A 26,376-nucleotide genomic window follows, 5' to 3' on the forward strand; every position below is an offset into this window, starting at 1 on the left:
GAATCACACACATGTCTTTAGCAAAAGATAAAATATGGAAGTTACTGGCCCCATTGGTCGTAATGGGCGTCATGTTTCTTATCCCCGTCCCTGATGGAATGCCTCCACAGGCCTGGCACTACTTTGCCGTGTTTGTGGCGATGATCGTCGGTATGATCCTGGAGCCAATTCCGGCAACAGCGATCAGCTTTATCGCCGTAACGATCTGCGTTATCGGCAGCAACTATCTGCTGTTTGATGCTTCAGAACTGGCCGACCCGGCATTTAAAGCGGGTAAGCAAGCGCTGAAATGGGGTCTGGCGGGCTTCTCCAGCACCACCGTGTGGTTGGTGTTTGGTGCGTTTATCTTCGCACTGGGTTATGAAGTCACCGGTCTGGGTCGTCGTATCGCGCTGTTCCTGGTGAAATTCATGGGTAAACGCACCCTGACGCTGGGCTATGCGATTGTTATCATCGACATTCTGCTGGCGCCGTTTACACCGTCTAACACAGCGCGTACCGGCGGTACCGTATTCCCGGTTATCAAAAACCTGCCACCGCTGTTTAAATCATTCCCGAACGATCCTTCCGCGCGCCGTATCGGCGGATATCTGATGTGGATGATGGTAATCAGTACCAGCCTGAGCTCCTCTATGTTCGTGACCGGTGCTGCGCCAAACGTACTGGGTCTGGAATTCGTCAACAAAATTGCCGGTATTCAAATCAGCTGGCTGCAATGGTTCCTCAGCTTCCTGCCGGTTGGTATTATTTTGCTGATCGTTGCTCCGTGGTTGTCATACGTTCTGTACAAACCAGAGGTCACTCACAGTGCTGAAGTTGCCGCATGGGCCGGTGATGAACTGAAAGGCATGGGTAAACTGACCCGTAAAGAGATAACGCTGATCGGTCTGGTTCTGCTCAGCCTGGGCTTGTGGGTCTTCGGTGGTAAACTGATTGATGCAACCGCAGTGGGTTTGCTGGCTGTCTCCCTGATGCTGGCGCTGCACGTGGTACCGTGGAAAGACATTACCCGCTATAACAGCGCATGGAACACCCTGGTTAACCTCGCCACGCTGGTCGTTATGGCGAATGGTTTAACCCGTTCAGGCTTCATCGACTGGTTCGCCAACACCATGAGCACACACCTGGAAGGCTTCTCGCCTAACGCGACCGTAATCGTGCTGGTGCTGGTGTTCTACTTTGCTCACTACCTGTTTGCCAGCCTTTCTGCACACACTGCCACCATGCTGCCGGTTATTCTGGCTGTCGGTAAAGGTATCCCGGGCGTGCCAATGGAACACCTGTGTATCCTGCTGGTACTGTCCATCGGTATCATGGGCTGTCTGACTCCATATGCAACAGGCCCTGGCGTTATCATCTACGGCTGTGGTTATGTGAAGTCCAAAGACTACTGGCGTCTGGGTGCTATCTTCGGCGTTATCTACATCTCTATGCTTCTGCTGGTCGGCTGGCCGATTCTGGCGATGTGGAGCTAATCATTTCGGTTCACACCTGATGAAAATGATGCCAGTCAGCTAAACCTGACTGGCATTTTTTATGATTAAATAGATGATATTCAGAATTTATATAAGTATCCGAAATCATCATGACATCAACATGGCGTTATTCTTCATTACTGGCAGCGCTTCTGCTGCCAGTTTCTGCAGCTCAGGCCGATGAACTTCAGGCAAAACAATACACTGATTTTGACAGCTACGTGCTGGCCCTCTCCTGGCAAACCGGATTTTGTCAGAGCCAACACGAGCGTAATCGTCAGGAGCCTGACGAATGTCGTTTACAAAAAGAGAGCGCAGACAAAGCGGATTTCCTGACCGTTCACGGTTTATGGCCCAGCCTGCCTAAATCCATTGCCGCCCGTGGAGTCGACAACCGCCGCTGGATGCGTTTTGGCTGCGCGACTCGCCCTATTCCCAACCTGCCTGAAGCACGTGCCAGCCGTAAATGCGCGGCCCCCGAAACCGGGCTGTCGCTGGAAAGCGCAGCAAAACTCAGCGCCGTAATGCCCGGCGCTGGAGGGAGATCCTGTCTGGAACGTTACGAGTATGCCAAACATGGCGCGTGTTTCGGTTTTGATCCCGACGCGTACTTTGGCACGATGGTACGGCTGAATAATGAGGTTAAGAACAGCGAGGTGGGCAAATTCCTGGCGGAAAACTACGGCAAAACCGTCAGCCGTAACGCATTTGACGCCGTAGTTGCCAAAAGCTGGGGTAAAGAGAACGTCAAAGCTGTGAAGCTAAGCTGCCACGGCAATCCGGCGTATCTCACTGAGATCCAGTTATCCCTGAAAGCCGACAACATCAACCAGACGTTATCTGCACAGTCATTCTTACCGCAACCGCATCCAGGTAGCTGCGGTAAACAGTTTATTATCGACAAAGTGGGATATTGAAACTTGCGACCGACGCTGCAAGCTGGCGTCGGTCCGTAAGCTTAGCGTTTTGCTCGGGCGTCCGGGCGAACTAAATCAAAACGGTGTGTTTCACTGATCGAATAATATGCCGTTGGCCCACCTGCGCGCAGTACCGGCTTCGCTTTCGCCGTCTGATAGATGCCGTCCTCCAGGAGCGTTTCATCGATGTGGATGCCCACCACTTCCCCCAATACCAGCCAGGTATCAACCGGTGAGCCATCAGCGGTAGTCAGTTGCAGGCTTTGCGATAAGCGACACTCAAAATTGACCGGGCTTTGCGCCACGCGCGGCACGTTGACTATCCGGCTATCTGCCTTGCTAAGCCCGGCGGCAAAAAACTCGTCCTCACCGTGCGGCAAGCTGGCTGACGTTTCGTTCATCGCAGTGGCCAGCTCAAGAGTCGTCAGGTTCCAGACAAATTCACCGGTTTCAATAATATTCTGCACGCTGTCTTTCCAGCCGCTGCTGGCGAAACCGATAATCGGCGGATGATAGTTAAAACAGTTAAAGAAACTGTATGGTGCCAGATTGTGCCGACCATTGCCGTCACGTGACGCAATCCAGCCAATCGGGCGCGGTCCAATGATGGCATTTAGCGGGTCATGCGGTAAGCCGTGTCCCTGTGACGGTTGATAGAAATACATAGCGTTCCCTGTTGAAGTTAACGTCAGCGCAGCACAAATTATGCTTCGCTCATCCCCCTGGAAAAAGAAGATCAGCGTAGAACAATCTGCCAACGATTACGACTGAATAAAGTTGAGCAGGTCACCGTTGATCTGTTGTTTATGGGTGGTGCAAATGCCATGCGAGCCGCCGACATATACCTTCAACTGCGAATCAGGCAGTATTTCCGCCGCGACCTTTCCGCAGGTTTCAAACGGGACAATCTGATCGTCATCACCGTGGATCACCAGCGTCGGGATGGTCATCTTTTTGAGGTCCTCACGCAGATCTGTTTCCGAAAACGCGTGGATACAGTCGTACAACGCTTTGATGGAACCCTGTAAACCCTGTTCAACAAAACTTTCCCTGACGGCTTTCGACTCTTTTGCGCCAGGACGGTTGTAGCCATAGAATGCAGCGGTTAATTCATAGAAAAAGGCGGCGCGATCGTTCACAACCCCTTCACGGATGCCATCGAATACCTCTTTCGGCACGCCATTTGGATTAAAGTCGGTCTTGATCATAATGGGCGTCACCGCGCCAATTAACACCGCTTTTGCGACCCGCTGCGTTCCATGGCGGCCAATATACCGCGCCACTTCCCCGCCGCCGGTAGAGTGTCCGACATGGACGGCATCTTTAAGATTGAGATGCGCGGTAAGTTCAGCCAGATCGTCAGCATACTGATCCATATTGTGACCATCCCAGGGTTGGGCCGAACGCCCATGCCCACGCCTGTCATGGGCGATCACACGAAATCCTTTCGACCCGAGGAATAACATCTGATCCTCAAACGCATCTGCCGTCAGCGGCCAACCATGACTGAAGACAATGGGCTGTCCACTTCCCCAATCTTTAAAATGCAAATAGCTGCCGTCTTTCAAGGTAAGTTTGTCGTACTGGCTCATGAGATCTCCTGTCGCGGAACACTGAGTTGTTTGACGCGCCCGCAGCGAGCGCTTAAAAAGCATAATGCAAATTGGAGAACGATCACGTTTTTCGGCTAAAATCACACCATACGCGTAATGCTTGTCAGTTAAGCATTATAGGGAACATGTGATCCCGGCTCAGGGTTCCGTTCACCTCAGCGGTATCACTTCTCTGAAGCACTGATACCCGTGAACGAGCAAGGGAGGCTCACCGCCGCCTCCCTTGCAACCCAGGCTCCCGGCGGGATTGTTAAGGGTACGGCGATAGTACCCTTAACACGTTCACAGGTAGGATGGTTTCAGAGAAGTGAATAACATAAGGTGAACGTAGCAATGCGACGGAGGCAACAGATTTATTACCTTAGGTTCGTTAACTGACTGACATTACACCATACGCGACAATATTGATGATTTGCCTGAATGTGAACTAAATCACTTCAAACATGGGGTAAGTCTCAGTATCATCATAAAAGCTAAACCCTTGCCGCCTGACGGTGAGGGTTTTCTTTTGGGATTATTTACCTGCGCACCCGCAGTATCGACGACATGGAGTAATAAATGTCCAGACCAACTATCATCATTAACGACCTCGATGCGGAACGCATTGACCGCCTGTTGGAGCAACCTGCGTTTGCTGGTTTACCGATTGCCGACGCCCTTAACGCCGAGCTGGATCGTGCCCAAATGTGTTCTCCAGAAACCATGCCGCACGATGTCGTGACCATGAACAGCCGCGTGAAATTCCGCAATCTGAGTGATGGCGAAGTCCGTGTGCGTACCCTGGTGTATCCGGCCACTATGACTGACAGCAGCACACAGCTTTCGGTAATGGCACCTGTCGGCGCTGCACTTTTGGGGCTGCGCGTTGGTGATACCATTCACTGGGAACTGCCAGGCGGGACCTCAACGCACCTCGAAGTCATTGAGCTTGAATACCAGCCTGAAGCTGCAGGCGACTACCTGCGCTAACTCTGTCTTATCAAAGCCACTCGCTTTATCTTACAGAGGATGCATCCGCATCCTCTTTCCGGTTAGATCTCCCTGCTCCTCGCTTTCTTTCCTGTTCGCAAAACATAAATCTGTGTCGTGACTGACAGAATCATTTTTAATACTATGCTGTTATGTGTTCATGTAATGACAAGGAGAATGTTTATGTACAACACAATCATAATGCCTGTTGATGTATTCGAAATGGAACTGAGCGACAAGGCTATTCGCCATGCAGAATTTCTGGCCCAGGATAAAGGGGTTATCCATCTGCTGCATGTGCTGCCAGGCTCAGCGAGCTTAAGCCTGCACCGCTTTGCGGCCGATGTCCGTCGTTTTGAAGAGCATCTGCAACACGAAGCGGAAACCCGTCTGCAAACGATGGTCGGTCACTTCAGCATCGATCCTTCCCGTATTAAGCAACACGTCCGCTTTGGCAGTGTCCGTGATGTGGTCAACGAGTTGGGTGAAGAGTTGAATGCAGATGTCGTTGTCATTGGGTCGCGTAACCCATCAATCAGCACCCATCTGCTCGGCTCAAACGCTTCCAGCGTTGTCCGCCACGCGACTTTGCCAGTGCTGGTTGTTCGTTAACAGCCACTGATTCGCTAAAGAAAACCCCTGCCAGGTTAACGCCTGACAGGGGTTTTTATTACCTCACGATCAATACAAATGACCGATATTCACGATGGTGCTGATCGTATCGCCAAAGAACGTCAGACGACTCAGGAATATGCCAACAAACAGCAGGACAAAAAGCGCTTTTGCGCGACGCTCTCCCTGACGGCTTAGCACAAAGGCCACCGCCAGACACACCAGACTCGCCAGATAAAGCGGCGACGTCAGCCAGGCATGCGCCGTCATCTGCATGATGGTGCCGCCGCTTAGCCAGATAATGGGCGCGGCGATCATGACCGCCATACACACAACAATCCCCTGGCGCAATGCGGCAACGGCAGGTGCAAGTTTAAGCAGTGGAATCGCCGCACACCCCATCACCCACACCGTGATAAAGAACAACAGCATTGTCAGACCGTTGGCGATCGCCACCATTGCCGGGGCAGCATAGGTCATCCCCTGCACCACCACCAGCGCGATACCGAGAACAGAGGCCAGAACAGCTGGCGCTTTGTGCCCTTTTGCCAAAAACGTCACCCCGACCGCCGCACCGTATAAGGTGGCGCCAAGAATTTCACGGCTCAGCCAGGCGTGCTGCAGGTTAATCAGGGCATCGTAGGCGCGATCCGGATGCGCAAGGTGCAGGATCGCTGCCACGGACGCCGCCGCCAGAACCAGCCCACTTACCAGCCAGTACAGGCGCTTGCTTTCCAGTTTTCCTTGCAGCGTGCGTAGCGTCAGAATGAGCGTGATCCCAACCGACATCTGGCTCAATACGGTAAAAATGACCAGCGGAAGTTCATACTTTTCCATTACTTACCCTCCGGCTGCTTCGGCTGACGCGCAAGGATAAAACGCGTGCCAGGATTAAGCTGCGGCATACGCGGGAATCCTGGCGGATACTGTACAGCATTGTCAGGTATAGGATCGGCATCCAGATCGATAAGCGTCAGCGCACCTACCGGACAGGCATTTACACACGCCGGTTGCATACCAACGTCAAGGCGCTCGTAGCACATGCTGCATTTTTCCGCCTTTTTCGTCTCTTCATTAAAGCGCGGCGCACCGTATGGACAGTTGCGGATACAGTTTTTGCATCCAATACAGCGCTCCGGGTTATGCACAACGACACCATCTTCACGTTTGGTGTACGCCTCTACCGGACACGCCGCCAGACAGGCCGGGTTTTCGCAGTGGTTACAGGCCAGCGAATAGAACGCCCGCTCTTCATGCGGATAAATTTCTTTATCCAGCGGGTAGACATAGCGCCAGAAACGTTCAGGTTCCAACTGGTTAAAACTCTTACACGCCATTGCACAGCCACGGCAGCCGATGCATTTATCGCTATTAACTAAAAACGCGCGTCTCATGCCGCTGCTCCTTCATTTCCTGACAAAGTAATATCTACAAATTGACTGTGAATAGCCGCGCCTGGCGCGCCGGTTGCCATTTTCCCCATATCGGCTGGCGTATCTTTCACCACATTCTGTACGTTGTAACTAAGCTTATTAAACCAGGATTCATACATCACCAGGAAATCTTCCGGCACATTGGTGGTGATTTTGGCACGCAGCTCAACATGACCCGCCTCGTTGAAGACTTTGACATGAGCTCCCTCAGTGATCCCCTTTTTCTGTGCGGCAGACGGGTGGATGTAAACAAAGGGTTCTGGCCAGAAAACCTGCATCCAGTCCAGATTGACAAACTGCGAGTGCAGGCCGTACTGAAGATGAGGTGTGAACAGATGGAACGGTAACGCCCCCTGCGCACCCGCTTTGTATTCCGGCAATGCCGTATGCCCATTTTCTGCACAGCGTTCTGATTTGAATTCGTACTTGCCCGATGGCGTTTTGAATTTACGATCGTACCAGGCTGCGGTACTGACCATTTTTGCTTTGCGCGGTCCTTCCAGCAGGTCATCCCAACCCGCAATGCCAAACTGTTTGCCCATCCCCTCGTTGAATTCCTGATCCAACCAGCGTTTGGCATCAAACTCCTGCGGGAAAGTACATGAACCAGCTTCCAGTTTATTGATGGTTTTGGACAGCAGCGCCGCTATTTCCGGATCGCTCTTGCACTCATACAGCGGTTTAATAGCCGGCTCATTGACGGACAACCAGTAGTGCCAATAGGACGAAGAGACATCCCATTGTTCAAAGGTTGTCGTGACAGGCAGCACGATATCCGCATGCTGGACGGTTTCGTTGAAGAACTGGTCGACACAAACCACCATTTCCAGTTTCTCAAACGCTTTAATCATCTTGTTGCGGTCAAAATCCTGAGCAAACGGATTTTTAGAGGCTACCCACAGCATTCTTACCGGCGGCTCACTGGCGTCGAGGATCCCTTGCGCCGTCTGGTTGATATTCAGCGCACGATCGGAAAATTCGCTCTTCTCTCCGCTATCGCTGACAAACTCGCCTACCGGACCACCTGCACCTTTCATGCCGACAGAACCGGCAGGCGGCTTTTGCATCATTCCATGGTAGTTATAGCCCCATGTCTGCAAATGGCCGTAGCGAGCGCCACCGCCTTCAATGCCGATATTGCCGGTCATTGCCACAAAAGCATCGATCGCACGGACGTTCGCGCCGCCGTTGACATGGCGCTGCATACCGTAGCCAATCCACACGGTGGCAGGATTAACGGCGGTAAATTCTTCCGCCAATTGACGAATAACATCAGCGGAAAGACCACAGATCTCAGCGGCCCACTCAACGGTCACACTGTTGCGCAGATAGGCTTCGAATTCCGGGTATCCGTGGGAATAGTTATTGACGAAATCCTGATCAACCAGACCTTTATCCACCAGATGACGCGCCATACCCAGCGCCAGAGCGCCATCTGAGCCTGGACGGACACGCAAGTAGAGATCGGCTTTCGCGGCAGTCTGGGTTAACAGCGGATCGATAACGACCACTTTTGCGCCTTTTTCCCGTGCCTGATAAACATATTTCATGGTGTGCATTGAACACCAGGCAGGGTTAGCCCCCCAGATAATGATGTATTTGGCTTTCACCATATCTTCCGGGTCGTTACACCACATGTCGCCCATGTCGTAGTTTTGCGCGTCAATACCGGCTGGCCAGCAAGGTGTTCCGGCAAAACGCGTGGTGTAACCCAGCGAAGACATCATCCCTTCAACGGCATAACCCATCACGCCGAGGTTGCCTGAGTATTTTGACAGCGCCAGACCCAGCATTGAGCCGTCTTTCTTTTTGATTTCCAGCATCTTGGTCGCAATACGCTGCATGGCGTCTTCCCAAGATATACGACGCCAGTTCCCGCTGCCGCGAACATCCTGAACCATCGGATATTTAATGCGGTCCGGGCTATATACCCGACGCGGGTAGCTCAGTCCCTTCACACACGGCGTGCCATGCGTAAACGTTGACTCAGGCGCACCCTCCACAAAGGTGATGACGTCATCCTTCACCCAGGTTTTCAGGCTACAAGTGTCATAGCAGTTACGCGGACAGGCGTTACGATAGATTTTGTAGGTTTTGGGGTTAAATGGAATGGGCGGTTGCGCCAATGCACAGCGTGAAGTCAGCAATCCCCCAGGCAGGGCTGCGACCGTGCCAAGGGCAATCAACCCTTTCAAAAATGAACGTCTGTTCAGAACTCCCGGTTCATTACTCATACTGATACTCTCGTTTTTAATTCATCAAGCCAAGAAGACAATCTTCCAGCTACGTTTTTCAACGTGGCGGTTTGTGCATTTATATTTATTTTTTCTATATACTCGGGCACCCACACCGCGACATACTCAGATGCATATCGAGTAAGGGTCACCTGGTATTCTGACGATGCTCTGGAATTAGCTGATAATAAAACCGCCAATTCCAATACACAGGAAATATGATCATCCGGAATATTATTCCCGACATTTATAGATAACCCTATATTTGCCATGAATTCCCGAATGCTAAGGGTTGATTTACCCATTACAAGGGCATCTTCTTCAAGATAAACCGAAGCAAACGGCGCGGCCTTTAGCTTCTGCGGTCCGACAAACAGCGCATTGAAGTCGTACTCCGCTTCCAGCCACTCCTGCTCTGTTAGCGCCGAGGCATTTGTATCTAAAGCTGAATAAGCCGCTTTCAGCGTGCAACTATCGTGAGAGATAAAAAAATCACGTAACAATAACCCTGTCGATTCAAAGATCGTCAGGGTTTCATATATTTCACCCATGAATTAACCAACCATTTATTCACACAACAAATGAAAAAATAATGCAGGTTAATATAATAAAGATAACGCCCTCTCTTTCTTTGATAAAAATAATGATCAGGCTAATTAAGTGAATGTTTTATACGGTTTATTGTTTCAAGAATTGACAATTTGAGTATATGGAAATAAAAAACCGCCAGCGGATGACTGGCGGTTTTGACATTGCAGGTGAGTCTTACTTTTTTATGCTACTGTCGTGCGAATCAGATAATCAAACGAACTCAACGAGGCCTTCGCGCCTTCACCGGTCGCGATGATAATCTGTTTATACGGTACGGTGGTGCAGTCACCGGCAGCGAAAACACCTTTCACGCTGGTTTCGCACTTGGCATCGATGATGATTTCACCCATGCGATTACGTTCAACGGCGCCTTCCAGCCAGTTGGTGTTCGGCAGCAGACCAATCTGCACAAAGATACCGGCCAGTTCCACATTGTGAACATCCCCGCTCACGCGGTCACGATACTCCAGGCCAGTGACCTTGCTGCCATCGCCTTTCACTTCTGTCGTTTGCGCATTCAGAATGATGTCGACATTTTTCAGGCTGCGAAGCTTATTCTGCAGCACCTGGTCTGCCTTCATTTCAGGAGCAAACTCCAGCAACGTCACATGTTCAACAATACCTGCCAGGTCGATAGCCGCTTCAACGCCGGAGTTACCGCCGCCAATTACCGCAACACGCTTACCTTTAAACAGCGGACCATCACAGTGCGGGCAATAGGTTACACCTTTGGTGCGATACTGATCTTCGCCCGGAACGTTCATGTTGCGCCATTTCGCGCCGGTGGCGATGATAATGCTACGTGCTTTCAGCACCGCGCCGGAGGCTGTTTCAATCTGATGCAAACCGCCTTCCTGCGCTGCCGGGATCAGTTTGCTTGCGCTCTGGCTGTCGATCACATCGACATTATAATCATCAACGTGTGCTTTCAGCGCACCTGCCAGTTTCTGACCTTCAGTTTTCGGTACTGAGATGTAGTTTTCAATATCAACGGTATCAAGAACCTGACCGCCAAAACGTTCGCCCATCAGACCGGTGCGAATGCCTTTACGTGCAGAGTACACCGCTGCCGCCGCTCCCGCAGGACCAGAACCGACAATCAACACGTCATAAGCATCTCGCTTATTCAGTTCTTCAGCTGCACGTTTTTCTGCGCCGGTATCCACTTTCGCCACGATCTCAGTCAGCGTCATACGACCCTGGCCGAACTCTTGGCCGTTCATAAATACCGCCGGAACGCCCATCACGTTACGATCGGTGATTTCGTTCTGGAATGTACCACCGTCAATCGCCGTATGTTTGATACGTGGGTTCAGTACCGACATCAGGTTCAACGCCTGCACCACGTCCGGGCAGTTGTGGCAGGAAAGCGAATAATAGGTTTCAAATTCAAAATCACCGTCGAGATCGCGGATCTGCTCCAGCAACGCCTGCGCCTCTTTTGACGGATGACCGCCGGTCCACAGCAGAGCCAGCACCAGAGAGGTAAACTCATGACCCAGCGGAGAACCGGCAAAACGCGGTCCCTGGTGAGAACCGGGATTGGTAATCAGGAACGATGGCTTACGCACCGCCAGAGTATTGTCTTCTTTAAAGGTGACTTTTTCTGACAGTTCAGCAATTTCAGTCAGCAGTTCCTTGATTTCTGCCGATTTAGCGCTGTCATCCAGCGTAGCAATCAGCTCAACAGGTTTGGTCAGTTTCTCAAGATAAGCCCTGAGCTGGGTTTTCATATTTGTGTCGAGCATTCTTCTTCCCTCTCTGAAAACATCATCATGCAAGCCGATTTTGCGGGACTGCATTAATGCAACTTGCGTCATGGTGCTGGAATAAAACAGGCGCAGATTTGCGCCTGTGGAATGCCGGATGCACTACGTTTATCCGGCCTACAAATTATGCGACTTAAATCTTACCAACCAGGTCCAGAGATGGAGCTAAGGTTGCTTCACCTTCTTTCCATTTCGCCGGGCAAACTTCACCTGGGTGAGAAGCGACATACTGTGCAGCTTTAATTTTACGCAGCAGGTCAGATGCATCACGGCCGATACCTTCAGCAGTAACTTCGATTGCCTGGATGATACCCTGCGGGTCAACAACGAAGGTTGCGCGGTCAGCCAGACCTTCATCTTCACGCATGTTGTCGAAGTTACGGGTCAGGGCGCCAGTCGGGTCGCCGATCATCGCGTATTTGATTTTCGCGATGGTCTCAGAGCTGCTGTGCCATGCTTTGTGGGTGAAGTGGGTATCAGTAGATACGGAATACACATCTACGCCCAGTTTCTGCAGTTCTTCGTAATGGTCTGCAACGTCACCCAGTTCGGTCGGGCATACGAAAGTAAAGTCAGCCGGGTAGAAGAAGAAGACGCTCCAGCGACCTTCGGTATCTTTCTCGGTTACTTCGATGAACTCACCGTTTTTGAACGCCTGGTTTTTGAAAGGTTTAATTTTGGTATTAATCAAAGACATCTGTACTTCCTCCGTGTTTTCGTTGAGAGATAAGTTAACGAAAATCTCTTAGCAGGGCTAATGCGTTTCCTTTATCAAATCAATAAGCGTTAACTAACAACTTACTCAATCGAACCTAAAAGACAAAGTAAAAAAGGCCCCCTATGCAGGGAGCCTCATTACCCGAGCTACCCGCAGGTAACGTCAGTGCCAGCAGGGCTGGCTATGTGTTGCGCTCTACATTACCTTAACAAAGGTCGTAACAGCGATGGGGATTACATCACCCAACTCAAGAAAGGGCAATCGACTGATGGTCGATCTTACCTATGGCTGCGATAGGTTTTGCAATTAAGCCCCCTTTCCTGCTGATTTTATAAGGAAAATCAATGTTTAAACGTACCTTACTTTTAACCCTGCTCCCTGCCGTGGTGCATGCCGAAGAACTGCCTGCTCCCGTTAAAGCTATTGAGAAACAGGGCATTACCATCCTGAAGCCCTTCGATGCACCGGGTGGAATGAAAGGCTATCTGGGAAAATACCAGGACATGGGGGTCACTATCTATGTCACGCCTGACGGTAAACATGCCATCTCCGGCTACATGTATAATGAAAAAGGCGAAAACCTCAGTAATGCGCTCATAGAAAAAGAGATCTATGCCCCTGCCGGACGTGAGATGTGGCAGCGAATGGAAAAAGCGTCATGGATTCTGGACGGGAAAAAAGAGGCACCGGTTATTGTGTACGTGTTTGCCGATCCCTTCTGTCCCTATTGTAAACAGTTCTGGCAGCAGGCGCGTCCGTGGGTAGAATCCGGTAAAGTTCAGTTGCGTACATTATTGGTTGGCGTAATTAAACCTGAAAGTCCGGCCACCGCCGCTGCAATTCTGGCAGCCAAAGATCCGGCCAAAACCTGGCATGACTATGAGGCATCCGGCGGGAAAATGAAGCTGGAAATCCCGGTTTCGGTCCCTGCAGAGAAAATGAAGTTACTGAATATCAACCAAAAGTTGATGGATGATTTGGGGGCCAATGTAACGCCGGCTATCTATTACATGAGTAAAGACGATACGTTACAACAGGAAGTAGGCTTACCGGATAAAGAAAAATTAAACATTATCATGGGAAATAAATAAAAGTAACAAGATGAGTGATTGTTATCGTTCTCATATCAATCACTCATTTAAATTAACTTTACTGCTGAAAATTACGCAACTTGTGCTATTTTAGCTAAAGTTAATTATTCATTAAGCACACAAACATAAATTTAAAGAATAACTACCCTTTAAACTATTCTACAATTGAATTTTTCAATACATTACCATCACAGGAAGGTACGCATGGCTAACCTCTATGACCTCAAAAAGTTCGATCTCAACCTGTTGATTATATTTGAATGCATATATCAACATTTGAGCATCAGTAAAGCGGCGGAAACACTGTATATTACGCCCTCTGCTGTCAGTCAGTCATTGCAGAGACTACGTACACAGTTTAATGACCCGCTGTTTATTCGCTCAGGTAAAGGAATCACCCCAACGACGGCTGGAATTAACCTACATCAGCATCTTGAGAAAAATCTCAACAACCTGGAGCAGACAATCAACATTATGCATAACTCCAGCCTGAAGAAAAAATTTATTATTTACTGCCCACAACTAACAACAACTATTAATATCGCGGAAGTTATTCATTTTCTCAGAGAAGACTCACATGTCGAAATTGAGCACCATGACATACTCATCACTGCTGAAAGTGCGGAAAACCTGTTGGCTTACAGAAAGGCAGATTTAGTCATTACTACCGCTCCAGTGAGTAATCGCTCGATCATATGCTCGCCATTTAAAACCATCGAAACAGTATTAGTCTGTAACAAAAACCACCCCAGAATTAATGAGAAAACCACGTTTGAAAATATATTAAAAGAACAGTTTACGCAGCTTCTTTCTGAAGACCCGGGCATTAAAGAATATAGGCAACAAACCAAATTCTTTCTGGAAAATCGTGACATTGGTTTCCGTAGCGACTCATTAATAACGATTGCTAACATCATTTCAAATACAGATATCATTGGTTTACTACCAACAGCAATTTATGAGCAATATGCCGGCACATTTAATTTAAAAGAAATTAACACCGAGTTCCCACTACCTAAAATAAATTTATTTTTGATGTATAACAGAGCGTCACTCAATAATACTGGGTTTGACGATTTCATTAAAAAAATAGACGGCAAGCACAGCCTAAAAACTAACAAGTAGACCTTTATCAATTCATTTTGAATTTGTATGAATAAATGCGATTCAAAATAATTATGAATACATTAAAAAAGTTGCACCCAATAAAAATTAGCATATCTTATTGTCAGCATTTGTTATTATTTTGAATAATAATTCTGATATGAGTTCAATATGTCTATTTATAAAATCCCGCTTGGTCAAAACGTGCTGGAAGCCGCTCTGGAGCGCATAACCTGGACACTTGAAACCCTACCTCGTGTTTGTGTCTCCTTTTCCGGCGGGAAGGATTCAGGGCTAATGCTACATCTGACAGCCATGCTTGCACGCCAACTGCATAAAAAAATAAATGTGCTGTTTATCGATTGGGAAGCACAATTCTCCTGCACTATCGACTATGTAGGAGCTCTACGTGAACATTATGCCGATGTCATCGAACAATTTTATTGGGTGGCCTTACCGCTCACTACCCAAAATTCACTGTCACAATTTCAACCCGAATGGCAGTGTTGGGAGCCGGTTACACAATGGGTTCGCCAGCCGCCCGCAGATGCCATAACCGATCCTGAATATTTCTCCTTCTATCAACCCGGCATGACTTTTGAACAATTTGTTCGTGAGTTCGCTGACTGGTTTTCAGAGAAACGTCCAGCCGCGATGATGGTGGGCATCCGCGCCGATGAGTCATATAACCGCTTTGTTGCCATTGCCAACTCGCAAAAACAGCGCTTTGCCGATGATAAACCCTGGACTACAAGCGCCCCCGGCGGACACACCTGGTATATTTATCCTCTCTATGACTGGAAAACCGCCGATATATGGACCTGGTTTGCAAAAACCAGAATGCCGTGTAATCCATTATACAATCTAATGTATCAGGCTGGTGTTCCCACGCGCTACATGCGTATTTGTGAGCCCTTTGGCCCAGAACAGCGTCAGGGATTATGGCTATATCATGTCATTGAACCCGAGCGCTGGGCGGCTATGTGCACCCGCGTCAGCGGTGTTAAAAGCGGGGGTATTTATGCCGGTCATGACAACCATTTTTACGGTCATCGGAAAATACTTAAACCAGAACATTTAAGCTGGCAGGAATATGCCATGCTGCTATTGAACAGCATGCCGGAGACTACCGCAGAGCATTACCGCAATAAAATCGCCGTCTATTTGCAGTGGTATAAGAAAAAAGGCATGGATAATATCCCGCAAACTCAAGAAGGCGATATTGGTTCGAAAGATATTCCTTCATGGCGACGTATCTGCAAAGTCCTGTTGAATAATGACTACTGGTGTCGGGCACTTTCATTCAGTCCAACGAAACCCAAAAACTACCAACGCTATAACGAACGTATGAAAACAAAACGCCAGGAATGGGGAATCTTATGCAACACCGACTAACTCAGGAACTCCTCGGCTTTCTTTCTGGCCTGTCAGAAGAAGAACGAATTGAAGCCATCAATGAATTCAGACGGGCGATACACAGCGTCAGTCCCTTTCGCGAGGAACCCGTAGATTGCGTACTTTGGGTTAAAAATGATCACATTTCACCCAATGACTACAACCCCAATAACGTTGCGCCGCCGGAGAAAAAGCTGCTGCTGAAGTCCCTTGAAGCAGACGGGTTTACACAGCCCATTGTGGTGGTTCACTCAACGGCAGAGGAATACGAAATTGTCGATGGTTTCCACCGCCACGAGTTAGGTAAAGCCAAAGCCTCACTGAGGCCCAGGCTTAAAGGATATCTGCCGGTTGCCTGTTTAGAACGAGAACGCCATGAGCGTATGGCGGCGACCATTCGCCACAACCGCGCCCGTGGGCGTCATCAAATCCACGCCATGTCCGAGATTGTCCGCGAGCTATCGCAACTGGGATGGAGTGAAGAAAGAATTGGCAAGGATCTCGGCATGGACAACGACGAGGTGTTACGCCTGAAGCAAATCAACGGTCTGCAAGAGTTGTTCGCCGACCGTCGATTCTCCAAAGCCTGGACGGTGAAATAGCTACAGCGACACCAGACGTTCAGCTGCTGTTAACAGCGTCGATTCTTGCTTGGCAAAACAGAGACGAATCAGTTTATGCGGGAAAGGATCGGCGCAGAACACCGACAGCGGTATCGCCGCAACGCCCACTTCAGTGGTCAGCCACTGGCAAAATTCCACGTCGTTAAGCGTGGAAACGGCGCTGTAATCGACCAGCAGAAAATACGTGCCTTCACACGGCAGAATTTCCAGTCGGCTGTCACGCAGCGCGTTCACCAACACGTCGCGTTTTTTCTGATAAAACGCAGGCAGCTCGCGATAGTGTGCAGGATCTTCTCGTAGCATATCCGCCAGGGCCAACTGAGCCGGCGTGTTGACGGAAAACGTCAGATACTGGTGTACCTTGCGCAACTCAGCGCTAATGGCGGCTGGCGCAACGCAGTAGCCAATCTTCCAGCCGGTCATATGGTAGGTCTTACCAAACGATGAAACAGCAACAGCGCGTTCCCGCAGGTCTGAATGTGCCAGCACACTGGCATGCCCTTGCCTGGCGAAACAGATATGCTCATAAACTTCGTCGCTGATGACAAAAATCTCGCGTTCTTTAATTGCTTGCCACAGCGCGTCAAAATCGGCGTGATGCCACACGGTGGCAGAAGGATTATGTGGCGTGTTCAGGATAACCAATCGGGTACGGTCGCTGAGTAAGGCACTAAAAGCCTGCCAGTCGACGCGAAAAGACGGTGGTTGCAGTGCGATACGTTTAACCACCCCGCCGGATAATTCAACCGCAGGCGCATAGCTGTCGTAGCTCGGGTCAAAACAAATCACCTCATCACCTGGGCGCACCAGCGCAGTGATCGCGGCATACAGCGCTTCTGTGGCCCCCGCCGTGATGGTCACTTCACTATTCGCGTCGGGTTTGTAGCCGTACAGGTCTGCCGTTTTATCCGCGATGGCTTCGCGCAGCGCCTGCACGCCCGTCATCGGTGCATACTGGTTTGCACCGTGCGCGACGTGATACGCCAGACGCTCCTGCAAAAAGAGCGGACCGTCAAAATCAGGAAATCCCTGCGAGAGATTAATGGCCTGATGCTGCTGCGCCAGCGCACTCATTTGCGTGAAGATAGTAGTGCCCAGGTTAGGCAGTTTGCTTTGCGGAATCAGCGGGTTATTACTCATTATTGTTATCCCAGCGTGTGATGTTGTGGTTGAAGCCACTATAACACGATGCTAGTATTTGGCAATCAAGACGTTCAGACGTCTATATAAAAATAACCTGCCTGGACAGGACAGCCAAAGGACAACACAACATGAGTAATACCGAGATTCGCGTCGTCACCGGCCCGGCCAACTATTTTTCCCATCCCGGCAGCCTGTCGAGACTCAACGACTTTTTCACTGCCGACCAACTTTCACGCGCCGTGTGGGTTTATGGTGAGCGCGCTATCGATGCGGCCCGCCCTTATCTGCCAGAGACATTTCATCTCGCCGAGGCTAAGCGCCTGCTGTTTACGGGACATTGCAGCGAAACCGATGTTGCTCAACTGGCAAAAGAGTCGGGAGAGAATCGCAGCGTGGTGATTGGCGTGGGCGGAGGAACATTGCTCGACACCGCTAAAGCGTTGGCCCGTCGTCTGGATCTGCCGTTTGTCGGTATTCCTACGATTGCGGCGACCTGCGCTGCCTGGACGCCGCTCTCCGTCTGGTATAACGATGCAGGCCAGGCGCTGCATTTTGAAATTTTCCCTGATGCCAATTTCCTCGTTCTGGTCGAACCCGAGATCGTTCTCAATGCGCCAGAGGAATATCTACTGGCGGGGATCGGCGACACGCTGGCGAAGTGGTACGAGGCCGTCGTGCTTGCGCCTCAGCCAGAAAACCTGCCATTAACTGTTCGTCTGGGTATCGATGCCGCGCAGACGATCCGCGACGTCCTGCTGGAAAGCAGCGAGCAGGCGCTGACAGACAAACAACAAGGCTCGTTAAGCCGCGCGTTTTGCGATGTAGTGGATGCGATTATTGCCGGAGGCGGCATGGTTGGTGGTCTGGGCGAGCGCTACACCCGCGTGGCGGCGGCACATTCTGTTCACAATGGCCTGACCGTCCTCCCACAAACAGAGAAGTTTTTACATGGCACTAAAGTGGCGTACGGCATCCTGGTGCAGAGTGCGTTGTTGGGACAAGATGACGTGCTGGCGCAGTTAATTACCGCCTATCAGCGCTTCAACCTGCCAACCCGATTAGCTCAACTGGACGTGGACATCAATAATCGCGCAGAAATCGACAAAGTGATTACGCACACCCTGCGCCCGGTGGAGTCCATTCACGCCCTGCCGGTAACGTTAACGCCGGAGACACTGCGCGCAGCATTCGAAAAGGTAGAGTCGTTTACGGTATGATTAGGGTATGGGATGCCTGATAGCGGCTTCGCCTTATCAGGCCTACGACGACTAATTATAACGGCAAATGCGATGTTGTAGGCCGGATAAGCGTCAGCGCCATCCGGCAAAAAATCAACAGCACTTCGCGCCGCCTTTCCCCCCATATCGCGCATCCTGGCGCTCGCGGAAAAATTCTTCGTAGGTCATTGGCGTTTGGTCCGGATGCGTGACGCGCATATGCTCAACATAGTTGTCGTAATCCGGCACACCTATCATTAATCGGGCGGTTTGACCTAAATACTTCCCGGCTTTGGCGAGTGTTTCAAACATAGTGATTCCCTGTCGTACAAACGCCCTCCCCATTCAGGAGAGGGCTCATTGGTTAAGAGAATATTAGTGCGCGCCTTTCGCCTGCGCCACGATCTCTTCGACATTCTCTGGCATCGGCTCGTACGGCGTCTCTTTCGAAGTTGGTTTGTCCTCTTTCAATGCTGCCAGCGCAGTTTTGATGGAGAACAGACCCAGCACCACAACAACTACCATGAAGAAGATGGTGAGACCCGCATCCAGGCGGTTGTTAAACACCAGCTGCGTCAGCTGCGACTGGGTGTACTGCGCCGGAATGTTACCGCTGTCGATCATCGCCTGGAATTTGTTGGCGATAGCCAGGAAGCCGATTTTTGCATCCGGGCTAAACGCTTTCTGCCAGCCAGCGGTCAGGGTACAAATCAGCAGCCAGGCGGTTGGGACCAGTGCCACCCACGCGTAGCGCTGGCGTTTCATCTTGAACAGCACCACAGCACAGAGCATCAACGCCATACCGGCCAGCATCTGGTTAGCAATACCAAACAGCGGCCACAGGGTATTAATACCACCCAGAGGATCCACCACACCCTGGTGTAAGAAGTAACCCCAGGCCAGCACGCACAGCGCCGTCGCCAGCAGGTTCGCTGGCAGCGAATCGGTACGTTTCAGGCCCGGTGACACCACGCCCAGCAAGTCCTGCAGCATAAAGCGCGCAGCGCGTGTACCGGCATCAACCGCCGTCAAAATAAACAAAGCTTCAAACAGAATGGCGAAGTGATACCAGAACGCCACATCCATCATGCCACCCAGTGCGCCATGCAGAATGTACGCCATCCCGACGGCCAGCGTCGGCGCACCACCTGCGCGGGAGATAATGGATTGCTCACCCACTTCATTGGCGATTTGGTGCAGAGTATCTGGCGTAATAGCAAAGCCCCAACTACTGACTACCTGTGCCGCAGAAGCCACTACATCAACCGTGCCCGCAGGAGCCAGCACCGCCATCGGGCTGTTCATCGCAAAGTACACGCCCGGATCGATGATGCACGCGGAAACCAGCGCCATAATGGCGACAAAGGATTCCATCAGCATTCCACCGTAGCCGATAAAGCAAGCCTGCCCTTCATTCGCCAGCATCTTCGGCGTGGTACCGGAGGAGATCAGCGCATGGAAGCCAGATACCGCACCACATGCAATGGTGATAAACAGGAACGGGAATAAGTTACCGGTCCAGACCGGGCCAGTACCGTCAACAAACTTGGTCAGAGCTGGCATGGTCAGCGTCGGACGCATGATCAGAATCCCTACCGCCAGACCAACAATGGTGCCGATTTTCAGGAAGGTAGAGAGATAATCACGCGGGGCCAGCAGCAGCCACACCGGCAGCACGGCGGCGACAAAGCCGTAGCCCACCAGCATCCAGGTCAGCTGTACGCCGGTAAAGTCAAAGTACGGTGCCCAGGTCGGGCTTTCCGCTACCCAGCCGCCGGAAATAATGGCAAACACCAGGAATACCAGACCGATGACCGACACTTCACCAATGCGGCCCGGGCGCAGATAGCGCAGGTAAATCCCCATAAAAATCGCCAGCGGGATAGTGAACGCTACGGTGTAAGTTCCCCACGGGCTGTGGGTCAGCGCTTTCACGACAATCATCGCCAGTACCGCGAGGATAATCACCATGATCATAAAACAGGCCACCAGCGCAATAACACCCGCCGTAGGGCCCATCTCTTCTTTCACCAGTTCGCCAAGGGAACGACCATCGCGACGGGTAGAAACAAACAGCACCATGAAGTCCTGCACCGCCCCTGCCAGTACCACCCCGGCGAGCAGCCAGATCATACCCGGCAGATAGCCCATTTGCGCCGCCAGCACCGGTCCAACTAACGGACCCGCTCCGGCAATCGCCGCAAAATGGTGACCAAACAGTACTTTTTTATCGGTGGGAACATAATCCAGACCATCGTTATGACGCACGGCTGGCGTCATACGCGTCGGGTCCAGCGCCAGTACATTTTTCGCGATGTACAGGCCGTAGAAACGGTAAGCGATAAGGTAGACACAGACTGACGCCACGACTATCCACAACGCGTTGATCTGTTCACCACGATTTAACGCAATATATCCCAGGGCAAATGCTCCGATAACGGAGAGCAATGTCCAGAGGAGGTATTTCCCTGATTTATTCATAGTTGTTGTCCGTTTGCGTGATCCAGAAAGATGTTACATTTTGTTTCTATAACATCTTTCCTGATTTTAACAACCTGACAACCACATAAACCTGAGACATCACTGACTATTTACATTGCATTGTTAACTGGATCACCTTTGCTACAACTATAGCTGAAACAATTACGTTACTTATGCGGCTGGGCCAGCGTTTTGCTTGCCCAGGAGGCCAATTACAGAATTCATCATCAACATAGATACATTTACAGTAAATTATAATTATTTAGCATTTCATCACTCTGGCGATGTGCCCTTATTTTAAAACCATAAGTAGCAACATCCTTAATTATAAAACCATTAATGTTCTTAGGATATTCTCATTTTTTATACATGGAATGCTTTTATTAATCCTGATAAATAATCAGACATCAAAAGCTACCTTTAGCGATACCCCCTACCTATAATCCAATGCAATATTGATTAAGTGAAATTACATAAAAATATCACCACCACCTTCTAACATATATTTAAAAAGCATACATAGAAACATCCAAAATCATTTTACGCAGAATGTTATTCATTAATAGCGGCATAATTTTATAAGGATATAAATAATGAATAAATGCTATCGCATTGTCTGGAATATCGCGCGAAACATGTTCATCGTCGTGTCAGAACGCTCTCGTGGCGATAACCGGGTACGAACCACCGTTGCCGGGGTGCTTTTATCAACCGTCGGCATCATGACCAGCGCCGCCCTTGCCGCAGATAAAGGCCCACAGAGCGGAGAAACCATCATCCTGAACAATGGTGACACTATAACATCATTATCAGGAGGGACGGGTATCGATAGCACCGTGACCGGTGGTCAAGGAGTGCAAATTGAGGGTAAGGCATCAATTAACGTTACGGGGGATAGCGGTTCAATCGGCGTTAAACTCGATAACGGTGTGATAAATGATTTAGGAAACGATACACAGATTAACGTAACCGATACCGGTTCAACCACTACAAACTCAACAAATGGTGTTTACATTAATAAAGTAAATCCAGGTACTCGCATCGATGCCAACAACCTATTAATTAACGTTGCCAGTAACAACACCGCCTATGGTGTTTATATTCACGGTATGGATTCATCTCTCGACTTCGGGCAAGGAAGCAAAATCAACGTTGAATCCCAGAACGGAAATAGTACCGGTGTCTTTTTCTATGATGGCGGTAATACATTCACCATGGATGGCGGCTCCATTCATGTCACCTCCCACTCCGCCGGTAAAACGACGGGTATCGATACCTCCAGGGCAGAGAAAACCACGCTCAATCTGGGAGACAACACCCACATAGAAATCAACAGTGGTACCGAGAGAGGCAGTGGTCTCTATTTCGGCAAAGATACAACGCTCAATGCGAACGGCCTGGTTATCGATGTCACAACGGCAGACTCAGCAAATACCGTGATGATTTATGGAATCCAGACAGGGTCAAACAACCATATTAATCTGGGTGAAGGCAGTAAGATAACGCTCTCCACTCCAGGTGGAACGGCCTATGGATTGACGTCAGGAAGGGGAAGTCAGATCGCTGCTAATAACCTGACGATCGATGTATCCACTACCTCTACAGAACACACAAGTGGCCGCGGCGCAGACATCTCAGGCAACATCGACTTTGGCCACGACTCGACCATAACCGTGGCAGGCTTTTCCGAAGGATATGGTCTGTTTGTCGGAGATTATTCGGCGACAAAAAAAGAAGACGTCACTGCCGCTGCACATGCCGAAAACCTGACAATTGAAGTGACCGGCGGCAAAACCGAAGGTATCCGTATAGAGGGAGGTCTGGTAGATCTCGGTTCCTGCAGTTCCATCAGCGCCACCGGAACGGCATCAACTATTTACCTCACTGGCCGAGGATACGGGGAACTTGACGCGGATAACCTGACGGTAAAAACAGCGCAAGGAACAGCGATAACAGCCCAAAGTAGCATGTATGCCACCGTCGTTAATATTGGTGAAGGCAGTACGATCGACGGACGAAGCGACACCGCCAAAACGTACGGGCTGATAGCCAATACATCTTTTTCTGACCCATCAACGATCAATTTCAACGGTTCTCAGGATAATCGAAACACAATTTATGCCTCGGGAGGCTATGGCGCATCAGCACAATTTAGTGGTTCAACTATTAATATCTCCAATACCGACATCATTATGAACGGAGCCAATTCCTACGGGCTTTCGGCTATAGGCGATAACAGTTTTACCCGCGCAGGCATTATTAATGCCAGCAACATGAACATCGACATGACAGGAGCCATCAACGCTTCTGGCGTTATGGTTCAACAGGGCGGCATCGTCAATCTGAGTGGTGACACAACGATTAAAACCAACGACGATGGAATCGCTATCTGGGTACCTAAAGTGTCGTCCGGCAGCAATATATTGCCCGGTGGCACCATCAACGGTACGGGAAAAAAGACGATTATCGGCGACATCGTTAACAGCGGCTGGGGATATATCAATCTGACAATGGATGCGGGATCTTATTTTGAGGGCGCAACATCCATCAATCACGACTTTAACACCCGCGGCCTGGACTCTGAGCTTAGCCTTACGCTCGCCGATCAAGGAAAATGGCTCGTTACTAACAGTTCAACCCTGACATCGCTGGACAATGCGGGTACCGTAGAACTGGCAGCCGACAGCACATTACATGCTAATAGCCTGACGTTGCTGGAAAGTAGCATCCTGAATGTTGATCTTAGCGCAGCAGCCCTGGCCAGCGCCAATAGCGCACCATTGATTACCGGGGGTGAGATTGCGTTAGGCGGTGATTTACATATCAGTAATAGCGGCAATGCGCTGGATATCGGCACATTCACCTCTGACGCTCAATTACAAGACATTGAAACTATTACGTTGATTGATACAGACACTGCAATCACCGAAGATTTTGCCAGCTTATCAACGGATACTGACTCAATACCGGATTACCTGTCAGTATTCGGACAAATCAGCGCCACAGATAACACCCAATACCAATTGGGTGTTGGCCTGAGCTGGTATGCCGGACAGTCTGGCTCCGTCGCCACCCCTGCTCACGGCACATTCACCCTCGATGGCGGCAAGCAGTTTACTGTCAATAGCCAACTGGAAGACGTCGCATCAGACACGCGCAGCGGTTGGGACGGTAAGAGCCTGACCAAAAAAGGAGAAGGCACACTCACTCTGACGTCGAATAACACCTATAGCGGTACCACCGCCGTGCAGGAGGGGACGTTATGGCTAACAGAGACAGGCGTTATTGGTGCCGCAGGCAGTCAGCAGTATGTCACCGTCGGGCAAGGTTCAACCTTAGGTGGCAATGGCGCCGTTAACAGCAACGTGGACAACGCTGGAACATTACGCTTTGGCGATAATACTGCCGCCCAAAGCGGTTTTATCATAAACGGTAATGTCACCAACAAGGGCAGTATCGCAAGCTCCGGGACGACGCCGGGCAATACATTGACTATTAACGGCAACTACACTGGCACTGGCGGTAACCTGACACTCAATACTTATTTAGGCGACGATAGCTCGCCGACCGATGAACTGATTGTAGCGGGTGACGTGGACGGTAAAACCACGCTGTACATCAACCAGGCTGGAGGGGAAGGCGCATTCACCGACCAGGGTATTGAAATTGTGAATGTTGGCGGTACATCAACAGATGATGCTTTCTCGCTGGGCAATCGGGTCCTGATTGGGCCGTACGAATATCGCTTATACGAAGATAATGAAAATTGGTATTTACGCTCACAGGCGGAGACACCCGATGACGGGGGAGATATTACTCCTGTCGATCCTGACGACGATGGCAGTGACGTCACCCCTGTCGACCCCGACGACGGCGGCAGCGACGTAACCCCTGTCGACCCCGACGACGGCGGCAGCGACGTAACCCCTGTCGACCCCGACGACGGCGGCAGCGACGTAACCCCTGTCGACCCCGACGACGGCGGCAGCGACGGTAAACCATCAAATCCACAATACCGTGCCGATATCGGCGCTTATCTGGGGAATCAGTGGCTGGCTCGCGAGCTACAAATGCAAACGCTTTTCGACCGTGAAGATAGCCAGTATCGTTCACATGAAGGCGACTTATGGCTACGTGTAAAAGGCGGAAACACGGACTCTACTGCTGCGGATGGAAATGTCGACATGGACAGCGATTCCGTCCAGTTCCAACTTGGCCGGGATATCGCCACCTGGAACAACGGTCAGCAAAGTCTGACGCTGGGACTCATGGGAAGCTATATCAATGGCAGTACAGATAGCACAGGAAACCGCGGCGCAGATGGCAGCCAGTTTTCAGCCACCGGAGATATCGACGGCTACAATTTGGGCGTTTACGCAACCTGGTATGCTGATGCTATGCGTCATCGTGGCTGGTATGTCGACAGTTGGTATCAATATGGTTTCTACGATAATAGCGTTGAAAACGGTGATGCAGGAACAACACATTACGACTCAACCGCCAACGCGCTCTCTCTGGAAAGCGGCTATCGATATACGATGGACTTCGCCAGTAACCAATCGTTAAGTCTGATACCGCAATTACAGGTTGTCTGGCAAAGCTACAAAGCGGACAGCGTGCAAGCACACAATACGCGTATTGACGGTCAAAATAGCGAAAACTGGACCACTCGCCTCGGTCTTCGCGTCGAGGGTTCGTCACCGACAACCAATGCGGTTCTTCAGCCATTCGCCGAAGTCAACTGGCTACATATGACCGATGATATGGCGGTATCCTTTGATAACTCAGCGGTAAACCTGGATCTTCCCGCCGATCGCGCTGAAATAAAACTCGGGATCCAGGCCGCTATCAACAATCAATGGAACATTAGCGCGCAGGCAACAGGGCAGAAAGGAAACAACGATTTCAGCGATCTCAGTGGCAGCGTTAACCTGCACTATAGCTGGTAATCTACACAAAAACGCGTCTGGTATGCTCAGACGCGTTTTATC

Annotated in this window: 21 protein-coding genes; 10 read left to right on the forward strand and 11 right to left on the reverse strand. The window is 50.3% G+C overall.

The window, feature by feature from the left end:
* Positions 1-11 precede the first annotated feature (11 nt).
* A complete protein-coding gene (citT, locus tag OGV85_RS22565) occupies positions 12-1,475 on the forward strand; it encodes a citrate/succinate antiporter CitT (RefSeq protein ID WP_003022114.1) in 1,464 nt (487 codons plus the stop codon).
* A gap of 110 nt (positions 1,476-1,585) precedes the next feature.
* The gene (gene rna / locus OGV85_RS22570; RefSeq protein ID WP_003022111.1) at positions 1,586-2,392 is read left to right on the forward strand and encodes a ribonuclease I; all 807 of its coding nucleotides are present in this window, start codon (positions 1,586-1,588) and stop codon (positions 2,390-2,392) included.
* A gap of 41 nt (positions 2,393-2,433) precedes the next feature.
* On the opposite strand, the gene OGV85_RS22575 is transcribed toward rna, so the two are convergent.
* Both OGV85_RS22575 and OGV85_RS22580 read right to left on the reverse strand, forming a co-directional pair.
* Entirely contained in the window at positions 2,434-3,057 is a 624-nt protein-coding gene (locus tag OGV85_RS22575; protein WP_003022109.1) for a flavin reductase family protein, read from the reverse strand.
* Positions 3,058-3,153: 96 nt separating this feature from the next.
* Positions 3,154-3,984, reverse strand: a complete 831-nt coding sequence (locus OGV85_RS22580; protein ID WP_003022107.1) for an alpha/beta fold hydrolase — start codon at positions 3,982-3,984, stop codon at positions 3,154-3,156.
* Between the two features lie 579 nt (positions 3,985-4,563).
* Between OGV85_RS22580 and rnk the strand changes: the two genes are divergently transcribed.
* Entirely contained in the window at positions 4,564-4,974 is a 411-nt protein-coding gene (rnk, locus tag OGV85_RS22585) for a nucleoside diphosphate kinase regulator (protein WP_003022104.1), read from the forward strand.
* Between the two features lie 183 nt (positions 4,975-5,157).
* Positions 5,158-5,586, forward strand: a complete 429-nt coding sequence (uspG, locus tag OGV85_RS22590) for a universal stress protein UspG (protein WP_003022101.1) — start codon at positions 5,158-5,160, stop codon at positions 5,584-5,586.
* A gap of 69 nt (positions 5,587-5,655) precedes the next feature.
* On the opposite strand, the gene OGV85_RS22595 is transcribed toward uspG, so the two are convergent.
* The 6 genes from OGV85_RS22595 to ahpC form a co-directional block, all read right to left on the reverse strand.
* A complete protein-coding gene (locus OGV85_RS22595) occupies positions 5,656-6,423 on the reverse strand; it encodes a dimethyl sulfoxide reductase anchor subunit family protein (protein WP_003022097.1) in 768 nt (255 codons plus the stop codon).
* Positions 6,423-6,980: a 4Fe-4S dicluster domain-containing protein gene (locus OGV85_RS22600; RefSeq protein ID WP_003022094.1), complete on the reverse strand. Its 558-nt coding sequence runs from the start codon at positions 6,978-6,980 to the stop codon at positions 6,423-6,425. The genes OGV85_RS22595 and OGV85_RS22600 overlap by 1 nt, the downstream gene beginning before the upstream one ends.
* Entirely contained in the window at positions 6,977-9,253 is a 2,277-nt protein-coding gene (locus tag OGV85_RS22605) for a molybdopterin-dependent oxidoreductase (RefSeq protein ID WP_032948787.1), read from the reverse strand. The genes OGV85_RS22600 and OGV85_RS22605 overlap by 4 nt, the downstream gene beginning before the upstream one ends.
* Entirely contained in the window at positions 9,250-9,804 is a 555-nt protein-coding gene (locus OGV85_RS22610) for a TorD/DmsD family molecular chaperone (protein ID WP_003022087.1), read from the reverse strand. The genes OGV85_RS22605 and OGV85_RS22610 overlap by 4 nt, the downstream gene beginning before the upstream one ends.
* A 222-nt stretch (positions 9,805-10,026) precedes the next feature.
* The gene (gene ahpF, locus OGV85_RS22615) at positions 10,027-11,592 is read right to left on the reverse strand and encodes an alkyl hydroperoxide reductase subunit F (RefSeq protein WP_003022085.1); all 1,566 of its coding nucleotides are present in this window, start codon (positions 11,590-11,592) and stop codon (positions 10,027-10,029) included.
* 154 nt (positions 11,593-11,746) lie between these two features.
* The gene (gene ahpC / locus OGV85_RS22620; protein ID WP_002894394.1) at positions 11,747-12,310 is read right to left on the reverse strand and encodes an alkyl hydroperoxide reductase subunit C; all 564 of its coding nucleotides are present in this window, start codon (positions 12,308-12,310) and stop codon (positions 11,747-11,749) included.
* 365 nt (positions 12,311-12,675) lie between these two features.
* On the opposite strand from ahpC, the gene dsbG reads away from it, so the two are divergent.
* The 4 genes from dsbG to OGV85_RS22640 all read left to right on the forward strand — a co-directional run bounded on the left by dsbG (position 12,676) and on the right by OGV85_RS22640 (position 16,523).
* The gene (dsbG, locus tag OGV85_RS22625; RefSeq protein WP_061548062.1) at positions 12,676-13,422 is read left to right on the forward strand and encodes a thiol:disulfide interchange protein DsbG; all 747 of its coding nucleotides are present in this window, start codon (positions 12,676-12,678) and stop codon (positions 13,420-13,422) included.
* A gap of 204 nt (positions 13,423-13,626) precedes the next feature.
* Positions 13,627-14,547 carry a DNA-binding transcriptional repressor CitR gene (gene citR / locus OGV85_RS22630; protein WP_181522611.1) on the forward strand — a complete coding sequence of 307 codons (921 nt, stop codon included), beginning with the start codon at positions 13,627-13,629 and terminating at the stop codon, positions 14,545-14,547.
* A gap of 150 nt (positions 14,548-14,697) precedes the next feature.
* The gene (locus OGV85_RS22635; protein WP_061548060.1) at positions 14,698-15,921 is read left to right on the forward strand and encodes a phosphoadenosine phosphosulfate reductase; all 1,224 of its coding nucleotides are present in this window, start codon (positions 14,698-14,700) and stop codon (positions 15,919-15,921) included.
* Positions 15,906-16,523 carry an IbrB-like domain-containing protein gene (locus OGV85_RS22640; RefSeq protein ID WP_003022071.1) on the forward strand — a complete coding sequence of 206 codons (618 nt, stop codon included), beginning with the start codon at positions 15,906-15,908 and terminating at the stop codon, positions 16,521-16,523. The genes OGV85_RS22635 and OGV85_RS22640 overlap by 16 nt, the downstream gene beginning before the upstream one ends.
* Here OGV85_RS22640 and OGV85_RS22645 read toward each other — a convergent pair whose 3' ends face one another.
* Complete coding sequence (locus tag OGV85_RS22645) at positions 16,524-17,684, reverse strand: pyridoxal phosphate-dependent aminotransferase (protein ID WP_061548058.1); 1,161 nt, start codon at positions 17,682-17,684, stop codon at positions 16,524-16,526. It abuts the gene before it with no gap.
* 131 nt (positions 17,685-17,815) lie between these two features.
* Here OGV85_RS22645 and OGV85_RS22650 point away from each other — a divergent pair, with 131 nt between their 5' ends.
* Complete coding sequence (locus OGV85_RS22650; protein WP_061548057.1) at positions 17,816-18,904, forward strand: oxidoreductase; 1,089 nt, start codon at positions 17,816-17,818, stop codon at positions 18,902-18,904.
* A 114-nt stretch (positions 18,905-19,018) separates the two neighbouring features.
* On the opposite strand, the gene OGV85_RS22655 is transcribed toward OGV85_RS22650, so the two are convergent.
* Positions 19,019-19,216 (reverse strand): YbdD/YjiX family protein, encoded by a 198-nt coding sequence (locus OGV85_RS22655; RefSeq protein WP_003022064.1) that lies wholly within the window; start codon positions 19,214-19,216, stop codon positions 19,019-19,021.
* A 63-nt stretch (positions 19,217-19,279) separates the two neighbouring features.
* Complete coding sequence (gene cstA / locus OGV85_RS22660) at positions 19,280-21,385, reverse strand: pyruvate/proton symporter CstA (RefSeq protein WP_003022061.1); 2,106 nt, start codon at positions 21,383-21,385, stop codon at positions 19,280-19,282.
* A 593-nt stretch (positions 21,386-21,978) separates the two neighbouring features.
* Here cstA and OGV85_RS22665 point away from each other — a divergent pair.
* Positions 21,979-26,334 carry an autotransporter outer membrane beta-barrel domain-containing protein gene (locus OGV85_RS22665; protein ID WP_061548056.1) on the forward strand — a complete coding sequence of 1,452 codons (4,356 nt, stop codon included), beginning with the start codon at positions 21,979-21,981 and terminating at the stop codon, positions 26,332-26,334.
* Positions 26,335-26,376 lie beyond the last annotated feature (42 nt).

The sequence above is a fragment of the Citrobacter sp. Cf132 genome, from assembly GCF_030333885.1.
Classification (GTDB): domain Bacteria; phylum Pseudomonadota; class Gammaproteobacteria; order Enterobacterales; family Enterobacteriaceae; genus Citrobacter; species Citrobacter freundii.